This is a genomic window from Beduini massiliensis (assembly GCF_000829905.1).
Taxonomy (GTDB): Bacteria; Bacillota_I; Bacilli_A; order Erysipelotrichales; family Coprobacillaceae; genus Beduini; species Beduini massiliensis.
Genome location: NZ_CDPP01000006.1, coordinates 39,263 through 51,958 on the forward strand (window position 1 = coordinate 39,263; position 12,696 = coordinate 51,958).

11 protein-coding genes are annotated in these 12,696 nt (G+C 33.9%); 8 read left to right on the forward strand and 3 right to left on the reverse strand.

Annotation, left to right across the window (positions count from 1 at the left end; genetic code table 11):
- Nucleotides 1-189: 189 nt before the first annotated feature.
- Together BN1225_RS10150 and BN1225_RS10155 are read right to left on the reverse strand one after the other, a co-directional pair.
- Complete coding sequence (locus BN1225_RS10150; RefSeq protein WP_041139732.1) at nt 190-2,400, reverse strand: bifunctional diguanylate cyclase/phosphodiesterase; 2,211 nt, start codon at nt 2,398-2,400, stop codon at nt 190-192.
- Nucleotide 2,401: 1 nt separating this feature from the next.
- On the reverse strand, nt 2,402-3,694 hold the full coding sequence (locus BN1225_RS10155; RefSeq protein WP_041139733.1) for an ABC transporter substrate-binding protein: 1,293 nt from the start codon (nt 3,692-3,694) through the stop codon (nt 2,402-2,404).
- Nucleotides 3,695-3,970: 276 nt separating this feature from the next.
- On the opposite strand from BN1225_RS10155, the gene ald reads away from it, so the two are divergent.
- The 3 genes from ald to BN1225_RS10170 all read left to right on the forward strand — a co-directional run bounded on the left by ald (nt 3,971) and on the right by BN1225_RS10170 (nt 6,786).
- Nucleotides 3,971-5,080 carry an alanine dehydrogenase gene (gene ald / locus BN1225_RS10160; protein ID WP_041139734.1) on the forward strand — a complete coding sequence of 370 codons (1,110 nt, stop codon included), beginning with the start codon at nt 3,971-3,973 and terminating at the stop codon, nt 5,078-5,080.
- A 229-nt stretch (nt 5,081-5,309) separates the two neighbouring features.
- Nucleotides 5,310-6,191 (forward strand): metallophosphoesterase, encoded by an 882-nt coding sequence (locus BN1225_RS10165; protein WP_041139735.1) that lies wholly within the window; start codon nt 5,310-5,312, stop codon nt 6,189-6,191.
- A gap of 223 nt (nt 6,192-6,414) precedes the next feature.
- Complete coding sequence (locus BN1225_RS10170) at nt 6,415-6,786, forward strand: hypothetical protein (RefSeq protein WP_041139736.1); 372 nt, start codon at nt 6,415-6,417, stop codon at nt 6,784-6,786.
- A 286-nt stretch (nt 6,787-7,072) separates the two neighbouring features.
- Here the strand turns inward: BN1225_RS10170 and BN1225_RS10175 are convergent, their stop codons facing one another.
- The gene (locus tag BN1225_RS10175; RefSeq protein ID WP_041139737.1) at nt 7,073-8,254 is read right to left on the reverse strand and encodes a hypothetical protein; all 1,182 of its coding nucleotides are present in this window, start codon (nt 8,252-8,254) and stop codon (nt 7,073-7,075) included.
- Between the two features lie 190 nt (nt 8,255-8,444).
- On the opposite strand from BN1225_RS10175, the gene asnA reads away from it, so the two are divergent.
- The 5 genes from asnA to BN1225_RS10200 all read left to right on the forward strand — a co-directional run bounded on the left by asnA (nt 8,445) and on the right by BN1225_RS10200 (nt 12,682).
- Nucleotides 8,445-9,461, forward strand: coding sequence for an aspartate--ammonia ligase (gene asnA, locus BN1225_RS10180; protein WP_041139738.1), 1,017 nt, complete (start codon nt 8,445-8,447; stop codon nt 9,459-9,461).
- Between the two features lie 235 nt (nt 9,462-9,696).
- Nucleotides 9,697-10,209, forward strand: coding sequence for an antiterminator LoaP (gene loaP / locus BN1225_RS10185; protein WP_041139739.1), 513 nt, complete (start codon nt 9,697-9,699; stop codon nt 10,207-10,209).
- Between the two features lie 42 nt (nt 10,210-10,251).
- Nucleotides 10,252-11,478 carry a DegT/DnrJ/EryC1/StrS family aminotransferase gene (locus tag BN1225_RS10190; protein WP_041139740.1) on the forward strand — a complete coding sequence of 409 codons (1,227 nt, stop codon included), beginning with the start codon at nt 10,252-10,254 and terminating at the stop codon, nt 11,476-11,478.
- Nucleotides 11,478-12,077 carry a sugar transferase gene (locus tag BN1225_RS10195; protein ID WP_041139741.1) on the forward strand — a complete coding sequence of 200 codons (600 nt, stop codon included), beginning with the start codon at nt 11,478-11,480 and terminating at the stop codon, nt 12,075-12,077. Before BN1225_RS10190 ends, BN1225_RS10195 begins: the two co-directional genes overlap by 1 nt.
- The gene (locus BN1225_RS10200; RefSeq protein WP_041139742.1) at nt 12,074-12,682 is read left to right on the forward strand and encodes an acetyltransferase; all 609 of its coding nucleotides are present in this window, start codon (nt 12,074-12,076) and stop codon (nt 12,680-12,682) included. Before BN1225_RS10195 ends, BN1225_RS10200 begins: the two co-directional genes overlap by 4 nt.
- Nucleotides 12,683-12,696: the final 14 nt, after the last annotated feature.

Sequence of the window (12,696 nt, forward strand, 5' to 3'; positions counted from 1 at the left end):
GATTATCGATCGATAAAATAAAACAGCACAGAATTGAGACTTAAAAAATATAAGTCATTTATTTCTGTGTTTTTTTATTATTATTTAGATAAGATAAAAAGCATCTAATATTGGATATAAGATACCTCTAAAGTTAGACTTGACATCTAATGATTAGAGGTCGGTATATTATCCAACATAAACGATGCTTTATTTTTCTAAATGCTGATAGAAATCCTCAATGATACATGGTTTTGAATAGATAAATCCCTGAACCATATCACAACCTGTATTTTTCAGCATTTCCAATTGTTCATCTTCTTCTATTCCTTCAGCTACTACCTTCATATAGAGCTGTTTTGCCATATCGATCATACTCTTTAGTATCACGATCTTACGTTCTTGATGCTCACTTTGATCAAAGAATACTTTATCTAATTTCACAATGTCTACCGGCAGATCCTTCAACGTATTAAGAGAAGAATATCCGGATCCAAAATCATCGATTGAACATAAGAAACCGTATTTCTTAAGCTGATCCAAAATACTAAAGATTTCTTTTGTATTTTCTAAAAGGATACTTTCTGTAAGTTCCAATTCAATTAGCTGATCCGGAATCTGATATTTATTCTTAATCGCATTATAGCGATCCGCAAAGTTATCCCAATATAAATGTACACGGGATACATTGACAGATATTGGTACGATCTTTTGTTTCTTTTGAATACGATCATGGAGATCCTCACATACTTTTGTAAAGACATATTCATCTAACTGACGAATAAAGCCATTACGTTCAAACAAAGGAATAAATTCCCCAGGACTAATGAACTGCCCATCTGGCTTTTGCCAGCGAACCAACGCCTCACCCCCAAGAATCTTTTTTCCATCCAATGAATATTTAGGCTGAATCATATAAATAAACTCTCCGTTATTTAATGCCTGTATCATATTCTGCTCCATCTGTGCATCTCGCAATAATGTTTCACGCATGGTTTTATTATAAAACTGATAAGATACGCCGGAATCTTCTTTAACCCCTGCCTGCGCCATCTTAGCTCTGTCGATCAAACCATTGATATTGGTTTTTTTCGCTTCTTCTAGCAGACAAATTCCTATGCGTACTTTAAATTTTCTTTCTTGGTCAAATCCTTTTTCTGCCTGCTCAATAATTTCTTGGCATAATTTTGGGATATCGTCTCTGTTCTTGTACTCGACCATCAATAAGAAGTCATCTCCTGATATACGGCAGCTGATATCTTTGGAATGCGAAATTTGACGTAATACATCCGCCATATACTTCAACACAGTATCTCCATATGCATATCCCTCAATATCATTTAATAATTTAAAGCCTTGAATATCAATATAGAAAACAGCGATGTTATTGGTATCCCCACTCAATCGATCCGCTCCATCTATCAAAAACTTCTCATAACGATAAAGTCCCGTCAACTGATCATAAAACGCTAGTTTTTCAATCTCTTTCTTTTGTTTTTTAGATGTTTGATGATAGAAATAACCTAATACTGCCAAACATATCATGATAAATATACATAATCTCATCGTTTGATTAATAATCGTATTCGCCTGTTTCATCACAACTTGACTCGGAATGATCGATACCACATACCAGTTATTTCCATTTTCCATAGGAACATAAGTAAAGATATAGTCTTCCCCTTTATAGAAAAATTGAGAAGCTCCGGAGCGTTTTAATGCGAGCTGTTCTTTTACATTAGAGCTTAATTCCTCATTATTCCCTTCCATATTAATCATATCAAACAAATTCTGAATGGTACGATTACTGTTTTTATGTAAAGAACGAATCAAGACTTCACCATCTAAATTAATGATATAGGAAAATCCTGTATTATTATAAAAAGATAACGTAAAATTCTCTCGAATAGATTTGACGGACCTTGTTTTCTGGACTAACCCATGTGTTCCGTCTGCAAAGTTAAACTGTTCGTAAACGCCTATGGAACGAACACCGGTATATCCATCATAAAAAGGTTCTCGAATACCATTAGGTTCCATTTCCAGAAATTCCTGTCGTCGTGCTTCATTGACTATCTGATCACCAAAAGTATCCGAATAGACCTTCCCAGTCCCTAAATTGACACAGAAAAAGGAAGTTGTTTCATCATCAAATACATTCAATATACGTTGAATAGCTTCCGTATCTGTAGAATCCACTCCGCTTAACTCTCCGGCAAACAAATGAAGTGTATCGTAATCTTTATCGATGAACGTATCTAATGCATGTTGTCCCTGCTCGGTCACTTCTAAAATATCGGTCACCGATTTATCCCAAAGCAATAGTTTCACATTCTGAATGAACGTAAACGATGCTGCCAAAATTCCAATTGCAGAAAGAATCGATAAAATGATAAAAACAGATTTTGTTTTCATCTTCATATCATACCGCCTCTTCCCTATATTGTTTTATTTGTTCACTTAAATACGCAACGACTTCATCGCTGGATTGACCGGACAACATTCTTTCAATACACACACGTGTAAGATTCCAAATCGGATAATCAAGATTATCATCTGCTCCCAATACACTTCTGCCGTTTGTCATATAAGGGCTCAGATCCTTAATCGCCTTATCTTCCGATGCTCTTTCATCTTCTAACGGACTAAATGAACTCATACTATTCACAAAATCCCACATTACATCTTTTTGCGTCAAGTATTCTACAAATTCCTTTGCCTCTTTTAAATAAGGACTATGGGCATTCACACTGATTCTTGTATCCACATTGATTACCATTGCACAGCCATCCTCCATAATCGGATAAGGCTGAATGGTAAAGGAAAAATCAGGTTCCAAATCACGCAGTCGCAAAGCCGCCCATGCCCCCGTCAGCATAAATGGTTGTTCCCCTTTAGCGAAGATCTCTAAATCCTCTTTCGTTTTTTCGACATGCTGTGCCTCTTCCTTATTAATATAGCCACGTTGAAGCATTGTTTCTACTAATTCAAATCCGGGACGCAAGGTCTCGGCTAAATCGTTTTCTCCCGAATTAAACTTTTCTATTTCTGCTTTACTGTTATGACTTTGGTAAACCGAATACATCCCTTTAGCAATCACAATCGTTTTTAAAGAAATATCATTATTTGCCACAATCGGTGTAATTCCCTGCTCAACAAAATAATCACACACTTCTTTGAACTCATTTAAGTTCGTGGGGATTTTTTGATGATGTGCCTTTAGTAAATCTTCATTACAATAAAGTCCAAAGGCTGAAATAGAGGTCGGTACATAATTCAGTTCCCCACCGATTTCCATCTGACTCTTAACAAGCGTATTGAAATTATCAATCGTAGACAAATCAGATAAGTCAGCAAGTACATTTTTATTCTTAAATTCTAATAAGGTTGCTTGATCTACCATAAAGATATCATCCCCATTATGGGTATTAATGCGTTTATTTAAAATATCATAATAAGCAATTCCTTTAACACTCTCATACGATATTGAGATTCCCTCATGTTCATTCATATAACTGTAGAGTGATCTTTCAATTGCCTGAACATTGAGCGGTTCATATTTAAAGCCGTAGAAAGTTAAGTTTATCTCTGCATCTTTTACACCGGATTCTTGAACTTCATAGGAAAAAGAATCCCGTTCACTGCAGCCACTGATTCCTAAAAGAGACATAACAACAATAATGGATATAATTTTTGACAGTCGTTTACTTCTCATAATTCAATCCTCATGATTTTCTTGCTTTTTCAGTAATGTAATAAAGTTTCGATACATTTGAATATGCGATTTATATTTCTTATTAAATTTTACCATAATATTTTACCTGACGCAATGAGCTCCCTCTTCTCTCTATTAGAATAAATCGAAGAAAAGTGAATTATCTCTTTAATTTTTTCAGATATGTCTTAATAAAGCAAAAAAATTATTGGGTTCATTGAAATTATTCCTATATTAATGATATAATTACACTTATCAAAAGGAGTGTGATCTACAATGAAGATTGGAATCCCAAAAGAAATAAAAAACAATGAAAATCGAGTTTCTTGTACACCAGCAGGTGTTTTTGCTTTATGTAAAGCAGGACATACTGTTTATGTGGAAACATCTGCCGGAATTGGCAGTGGTTTTGAAGATGAAGAATATTTAGAGGCTGGAGCTAAAATCGTTTCAGTGGATGAAGTATTTGCCAATGCAGAATTGATTGTGAAAGTAAAAGAATATTTGCCAAGCGAATATCATTATTTGCGTGAAGATCAAATGGTGTTTACTTATTTACATATTGCCAATAATGCAGATTTTGCCAAAGCATTATTGGATTCTAACACTACCTCCATTGCTTATGAAACAGTCAGAGATGCAAATGGCGGATTGCCGTTGCTCACTCCGATGAGTGAAGTAGCCGGGCGTATGGCAGTTCAGGTAGGAGCCACTATGCTGCAGAAAAACAACAACGGAAGAGGTCTTTTATTAGGCGGTGTTCCCGGCGTGTTCCCGGCTGAAGTTGTTATCATTGGTGGAGGAACTGTTGGTCTTAATGCGGCAAAAATTGCCTGCGGACTTGGTGCTATCGTGACAATCTTTGACATCAATGCAAGTCGTATGGGGTATATTGATGATATATCCGGCGGGACAATTCATACTGCCTACAACAATGAATATAATTTGCGTCGTGCTTTAAAAACCGCAGATCTAGTCATTGGTGCCGTTCTTGTACCGGGAGCAAAAACACCGAAAATTATTACGGAAGATATGGTGCAGACAATGAAGAAAGGCAGCGCCATTGTGGATGTAGCCATTGATCAAGGTGGGTGCATTGAAACGATGGATCATACGACAACCCATGATGACCCATATTTTGAAAGATTTGGCGTGATGCACTATTCTGTTGCAAATATGCCGGGAGCCGTGCCAAGAACCTCAACGATGGCATTATCAAATGCAACGTTGCCTTACCTGCTCAAATTAGCGGATAAAGGAATCGCCGCATTAAAAGAAGATGAGGGATTGTTATCCGGATTGAATACATGCAAAGGAAAAATCACATTTAAAGGGGTCAGTGAAGCCCTAGATTTACCATATGCAGATCCCAAAGAATTGATATAGTGAACATTAATATAGAGTGATAAAATACTGATCGATATAGAACTTTCCAAACAAAGCAATACTGGAGAAACTATAAGATCAGTTTTTTTATAAGGATTTATCTTTGTTTAAAAGAATATTTATCTGTTTAAACAAGTAATCACAAAGTCCCATAATAAGTATTGAAAAATAATTACTCCTTTTTTATAGTTTCGATTTATGATATCATTTAAGTTAAGAGGGTGACATTATGAAGAAAAAACGAAAAATATTAAAACATATACTAATATACAGCGGAATTTTTTTAATCTGTTTGCTTTTTTATACGGGGTCTACGATTTATGCTTCAAAGAATTTTATTGAAGTAACTACTTATGAATATCCAAGTGATAAAATTGACACCCCTATAGATATCCTAGTCATTTCAGATGCCCACGCCCATAATTTCGGTGAGGGAAATAAGGATCTGACTCAAAAAGTTAAAAATGAACACCCGGATATTATTTTACTTGATGGTGATATTATTAACTTTTATGAAAAAAATGCGGACTACCTGAAAAACATGGTAAGTGATTTAAAGGAAATAGCTCCGGTATATTATACAATCGGGAATCATGAAGCTTCTTATATTTCTACTAAAAAAGAAGATTTAAAATCCCTTGTAGATGAAGCCGGCGGAATTTATTTAGATCAGGATTACGTGGATATCACGGTTAAGAATCAGCATCTTCGCATCGGTGGGTTATATGATTATGCTTACAATAATTTACAAGTACCGCAAGAACAATACCTTCAAAAAGGGAGTTATCAATTTCTTCAAGATTATTCAAACACAGATTCTTTTACTTTGCTTATGAGTCACCGCCCAGAAAGTTTCATTGATAATGATGAAGATGCACGTTGGCCAATCGATTTAGTTGTGAGCGGTCATGAACATGGCGGACAAATTCGCCTTCCTTTCATTGGTGGGTTCTATTCGACTCATCTTGGTTTATTTTCCGATTATTTAAGTGGTTATCACAATATCAACGGGATTACTCTCTTAGTTTCAAGAGGCTTGGGAACACATGAACATAAAGTTCCCCCAAGAATGTATAATATTCCTGAGATCGTTAAAGTAAGGCTAACATAGATCGATATACGTTTATTTATAACATAAGGTAACATATTAAAAATAAGCATAAAATTAGTGGGCATATTGCTGTAAGATATTAGGTGGTATTATATTCTGAATGATCTATAGTATTGAACGATTACTAAGTAAAAAAGGCACTGTTATTGATTATATACCAAAGCCTTAAAATCTGTATTGAAAAGGAGAAAAACGAATAACGGATTTATATTTTGACCTTGAAATGATGAATAAAAATGAGTTCAGCGTTGGTGATGAGATTGAGATATCTCTTACAACTAATATTGAATTGAAACATATGGTCATTTCCTTTTTTAATGAACAACAAGAAAAAGCAGCGTTTGAAGATAAGGATGACGGGGTCAAATTCACTTCCATTCTATTAGAGGACGGAAAAAGGCGTTACACTCTAACCGGAAAGATTCCAGAAACGTGTCCTTTTGGACATTTCATATTTCATCGTATTACTTATATTGGAACAACGATAGGTTTAGGTTTGATATGGAGCAACAAAGATCCCGATTATGATCATTATAGTGATGCTGTTTATGGATTAGAATATACTCCTGAATTTGATGTCATAAAGAATTTATAATAATATATCTTTATAAATTTATATCTAGTAACTACAAAAGGGTTGGGTGCATATATCTTATTTAGATATGCGCTTTTTTATTAGCATATAGATGAATATTAATATATTGATCCCCTTCTCGAGCATCGTTGTTTCTTATGATATTTATTGTAGTATTTAAAGTCTGCTTAACCACTTAACAAGATGGACTTCATGATAAAGATTATTTTTATATAAAAGCCCCCTATATAGGATTAAATAAATAATCATATATAGGGGGTTTAATTTTTTAATATATTACAGCTCTTTATTTTGGAAAATTCGTTAGACGAAATGAGGCTATATGCCCATCGCCGATATAGTCAAATACAAATTCCATTTGTGACGCTGTTCCTGTTTTTATACAGTAAGAAACAAACAAATCCTCATCAAGATCTAAATGGACTTCCTTAACTTGGTATTGACTTTCAAATTGTCTCAAATCTGCCAGCGTTGTCTTTTCATTAATCCCCCCTGTAAAAGCAAAGTTATCACATCGTTCTGGATCAAATGAAACATTTACAAAATAACAGTTTTCCAAACTTGTAGGTTGGTCTTTTGGATTTCTAACATCCGCGGTAAAACTATTATCCCCTTTCACAAAAGTAATCACAGATCCCTCGTCAATTTCAGATATGTCATTTTCTTCTGTTTCAGGCATCCACCCTTGATTTATAAGTTCTGAGACTTTATCAGGTAAATGGTATACATAACCATCCACCATAAACATATCGCCACTTAATGCACTAGATAATTCAGTTAAAGGTTCTTGATCATCAGGCAGTGATGCAAAATTCACTTTTTCTTTTGGCTGTTCATATGATAAGACAATCTCTTCTAATATATCCTGTTCATCCAATGTTAGTATAATCATTTGATCCTTATCATACTTATAAAACATTTCTTTAGAGGTATTATCATAATCCCACGTATCATCCGGATCTCCGTAAGCCTTAATAATATCTTTTTTATTAGAGCTTCCTAATTGAATCCCTTTAGGTAATTCCACATTATAATCTGCATATGTCTCTCGATCAATAAAAACAGTGGACACATAGTACTTATCCATTAATAGCGGATAATCTTCTGTTGCATCGATAAAGACAAAGAGCGGAATCCCCTCTTTAACAAAATCAGTATGTTCGATTGGGACAAAATTAAATGTATCATCTATAATTTCTTTTGTTGGCTCCCATCCTGCTGCCATAAAATCATTTAAACTCGTCGGAAGAGATATGACTTCCTCGTTTATTTTCACTGAAAATGAATAAAAATTTTGAAATTTATCTTCTGAGTTATTATTTTCACTCTTTACAGCTGTAACATTTCTTTCTTGTCCATTCAAATTCATTTTAATAGATTTATCGTGTGGCAATAAAGTGACAAAACAAAATATGATAAAAGAGATTGACAGTATACTTAGTATAATTCGTTTTTTAGTTATTTTCATAATATCCCCCTGTTATTACAATTTTAGCACATTTAATAACACTTGAGTAGCTTTGGGTTTCCATTATTTAATATTTCATTATGATTAAGTATAGTTATGAATTAAGGAAATATAAAAGAGAAATTTCATTATATTTTGACCTATTCTAATATATAGATTATAATAGTAAAAAATATAGGGGGAGAATATTATGAGCAAAATGATTGTACCAGAAAACTATAAAGCTTACTTGAATTTAATAGAGACAGAAGTCGCTATTAAGATGATTAAAGATACTTTTGAAAGAAGATTGGCTGAACAATTACGTTTAACCCGTGTTTCTGCACCACTATTTCTATTAAAGAATACCGGATTAAACGATAATTTAAGTGGAAATGAAAAACCGGTTTCTTTTAAATCGTTTGAATTGAATCATGATGATGAAATTGAAATTATCCATTCCCTAGCTAAGTGGAAAAGAGATGCTTTACATCGCTATGGATTTGAAAGACATACAGGTTTATATACAGATATGAATGCGATTAGAAAAGATGAAGAATTGGATAATATTCATTCAATGTATGTGGATCAATGGGATTGGGAAATGGTGATTTCCTCTGAAGATCGTCACTTAGATTACTTTAAAGCAATCGTATCTAAGATCTATAATGCTTTATTGGATGTGGAGTTTTTGATGATCCGTCACTATCCACAGCTTGGTGAGTCGATTTTGCCTGATGAAATCTATTTTATTACTTCTCAGGAATTAGAAGATCGCTATCCTGATTTGACTTCTAAAGAGAGAGAAAAAGCAATCACTAAAGAACAAAAAGCAGTATGTATTTTACAGATTGGAGATCGATTAAATTCTGGTAAAAAACATGATGGACGTGCGCCTGATTACGATGATTGGGCTTTGAATGGGGATATTCTTGTTTATAATACACAATTAGATGATGCCTTGGAAATATCAAGCATGGGGATTCGTGTGGATTCTAAAGCTTTAAAAGAACAGCTGGAAAAAGCGGATGAAAATGACCGTTTGACTCTCCCCTATCATCAAAATGTGATCAATAATGTTTTGCCTTTAAGTATTGGCGGAGGTATTGGTCAAAGTCGTTTATGTATGTTCTTTTTGAGAAAGGCACATATCGGTGAAGTGCAGGCCTCTTTGTGGGATGAGGAAACAATGCGCTTATGTGCTGAACATAAAATTCATTTATTATAATATAGTAAAGCTTCTTGCCTAACGGTGAGAAGTTTTTTTGTTTTTTACGCCCCTACTCTGCTTCGATTCTTCTCTATCAATAAAGGATAATTGACAGTTATCTGGTATATAGGAATGTTGAAAGAGGAGATCGTTGCATTGTCACGTCTTGTCATAGACAGGGTCATAGTGTCATGGATTGAACTTAAGCTTTAGGTTCGATAGGCGAAGCCTACTCTTTTTTAGGAGGAACCCCATGAATTGGTATGTTATTCAGGTCAGAAGCGGTCATGAAAAAGAAATTGCCGATAAGTGTCGCAGCTTGATTGGTCAAGACATCTTGCAGGAATGTTTTATTCCTGAGTATTATGTGCAAAAGAAGTATCATGGTCAATGGCATCAAGTGAAGCAGATCTTGTTTAAAGGATATGTGTTTTTGATCAGTGATCATATCGAAGAACTGTTCAATGAATTAAAGAAGATTCCTGACTTTACTAAGGTGATTGGAAAGAAGAAAGAAGAGATCTATCCTTTAAAAGAAGAGGAAGTGGATTTTCTGGTGAGTTTTTCAAAGGAAGATCATATTGTGGAGATGTCGATGGGATATATTGAAGGCGAGAGAATCTATGTCACAAAGGGGCCGTTAAAAGGCAAAGAAGGAATGATTCAGAAGATAGATCGACATAAGCGAATGGCCTATATACAAGTGAACTTATTTAATGAAGAGACGACGGCAAAAGTCGGTTTAGAAATCATCAGCAAGAACTAGCTTCTTGCTTTTATTTTATAAAAAATAGAGGGAGATGAAAAGATGGATAAGTTTGAAAATAAGGTTTGGCTATCTAGCCCAACAATGCATGAGGATGAACTAAAGTATATTACTGAAGCTTATGAAAGTAACTGGATGTCTACAGTAGGTAAAAATATTGATGAGGTAGAAAGATTGATATGTGAAAAAGTAGGATGTAAATACTCTGTTGCTTTATCCTCAGGGACTTCATCGTTACATTTAGCTGTAAAATTGGCAGGGGTAAAACCTGGAGATTATGTATTTTGTTCTGATATGACATTTGCTGCAACTGTGAATCCTGTTGTTTATGAAGGGGGTATCCCCATTTTCATAGATACAGAATACGATACATGGAATATGGACCCTATAGCTTTAGAAAAAGCTTTTTTATTATACCCTGAAGTTAAGGTTGTTGTTCTTGTTCATCTTTATGGAACACCATGTAAGATTGATGAAATCAAAGCTATATGTGATAAGTACAATGCTATAATCATTGAAGATGCTGCTGAATCACTAGGTGCAACTTATAAAGGGGTACAAACAGGAACATTTGGTGATTACAGTGCTATTTCATTCAATGGCAATAAAATTATTACTGGTTCATCAGGGGGAATGTTGTTGACTAATGATAAAGAAGCAGCGAATAAAGTAAGAAAATGGTCAACACAGTCGAGAGAGAATGCACCATGGTATCAACATGAAGAACTAGGATATAACTATAGAATGTCTAATGTTATTGCGGGTGTTGTAAGAGGACAGCTTCCATATTTAGAGGAACATATTGCACAAAAGAAAGCTATTTATGAAAGATATAAAAAAGGACTTAAAGATTTACCAATTCAAATGAATTCATATGATAAAGATAACTCAGAACCAAACTTCTGGTTATCATGTATGATTATTAATAAAGAAGCCATGTGTAAACAAGTCAGAAGTGAAACAGAAGCTCTTTATATCAGTGAAAAAGGAAAATCATGTCCAACAGAAATCTTAGAAATGTTAGCGAAGTATAATGCAGAAGGAAGACCGATTTGGAAACCAATGCATATGCAGCCTATTTATAGAATGAATCCATTTATTACAAGAAATGGGAATGGTCGAGCGAAGACAAATGCATATATAGAAGGATCATCAATAGATATAGGAATGGATATATTTGATAGAGGATTATGTTTGCCATCTGATAATAAGATGACAGAAGAAGAACAAGATAAAATTATAGAAATTATAAAGGAGTGTTTTCAGTAATGTATCAACGCTTTTTTAAACGATTCTTAGATTTTACCTTGTCATTAATAGCTATTATATTATTAAGTCCTGTACTTATTATCGTTGCTATATTAGTAAAAATAAAATTAGGAAGTCCAGTTATCTTTTGCCAAGAAAGACCTGGAAAAGATGAAAAGCTATTTAAAATGTATAAGTTTAGAAGTATGACAAGTGAAAGAGATGAAGTAGGAAATTTGTTGCCGGATGAGGTGCGTCTTACTTCGTTCGGTAAAAAACTTCGTTCTACGTCATTAGATGAACTACCAGAACTATTTAATATTTTAAAAGGTGATATGAGTATTGTTGGTCCTAGACCACTTTTAGTGAAATACTTGCTGTTATATAATGAAAAACAAAAGCATCGTCATGATGTAAGACCAGGATTTACTGGTTATGCACAAGTTAATGGTAGAAACAGTATTAGTTGGGAAGAAAAATTTAATTTAGATGTCGAGTATGTCAGCAATATAAGTTTTATAATGGATGTAAAGATTATTTTGAAGACAATCAAAGTTGTATTGTTTAAAGAAGGAATTTCAAGTGATACATCTGTAACAATGGAGGAGTTCAAAGGATGAATGAATTAATTGTCATTGGTGCAGGAGGCCATGGAAAAGTAGTGGCTGATATTGCCTATAATAATGGATATACAAATATTTCTTTTTTAGATGATTACAAAAAAGAAATTAATGGTTATAAAGTAATTGGAAAAATTAAAGATATCGAAAATTTTGATTCAAAAGGGTACGACTTTATCATAGCGATTGGCAACAACGCAGTAAGAGAAAAAATTCAAAACCAACTTAAAGATAAGGGATGTAATTTAGTAACTTTAATACATGAGAGTGCATTTGTCTCTAAATACACAGAAGTTGGAAAAGGTACAGTAATAATGCCAAACAGTGTTATCAATGCAGGAAGTAAAATTGGAGAAGGCTGTATTATAAATACAGGATGTACAATTGATCATGACTGTACAATTCAAAACTATGTTCATATTTCCCCTGGAGCCCATGTTGCAGGAACAGTAGAAATTGGCAAAAGAACATGGGTAGGAATTGGTAGTTCCATTATAAATAATATAAAAATTTGTGAAGATTGTATCTTTGGTGCTGGTTCAGTAGTAATCAAAGATATTTTTAATAGTGGTACTTATGTAGGAATGCCAGTAAGGAAAATTTAATATGGACGGAGGGA

Coding starts and splice junctions, on each gene's coding strand:
- BN1225_RS10175 (WP_041139737.1), bottom strand. CDS start 8,254: ATGAAAATAACTAAAAAACGAATTATACTAAGTATACTGTCAATCTCT.
- ald (WP_041139734.1), top strand. CDS start 3,971: ATGAAGATTGGAATCCCAAAAGAAATAAAAAACAATGAAAATCGAGTT.
- BN1225_RS10170 (WP_041139736.1), top strand. CDS start 6,415: ATGATGAATAAAAATGAGTTCAGCGTTGGTGATGAGATTGAGATATCT.
- BN1225_RS10150 (WP_041139732.1), bottom strand. CDS start 2,400: ATGAAGATGAAAACAAAATCTGTTTTTATCATTTTATCGATTCTTTCT.
- BN1225_RS10155 (WP_041139733.1), bottom strand. CDS start 3,694: ATGAGAAGTAAACGACTGTCAAAAATTATATCCATTATTGTTGTTATG.
- BN1225_RS10200 (WP_041139742.1), top strand. CDS start 12,074: ATGAATGAATTAATTGTCATTGGTGCAGGAGGCCATGGAAAAGTAGTG.
- BN1225_RS10195 (WP_041139741.1), top strand. CDS start 11,478: ATGTATCAACGCTTTTTTAAACGATTCTTAGATTTTACCTTGTCATTA.
- asnA (WP_041139738.1), top strand. CDS start 8,445: ATGAGCAAAATGATTGTACCAGAAAACTATAAAGCTTACTTGAATTTA.
- BN1225_RS10165 (WP_041139735.1), top strand. CDS start 5,310: ATGAAGAAAAAACGAAAAATATTAAAACATATACTAATATACAGCGGA.
- loaP (WP_041139739.1), top strand. CDS start 9,697: ATGAATTGGTATGTTATTCAGGTCAGAAGCGGTCATGAAAAAGAAATT.
- BN1225_RS10190 (WP_041139740.1), top strand. CDS start 10,252: ATGGATAAGTTTGAAAATAAGGTTTGGCTATCTAGCCCAACAATGCAT.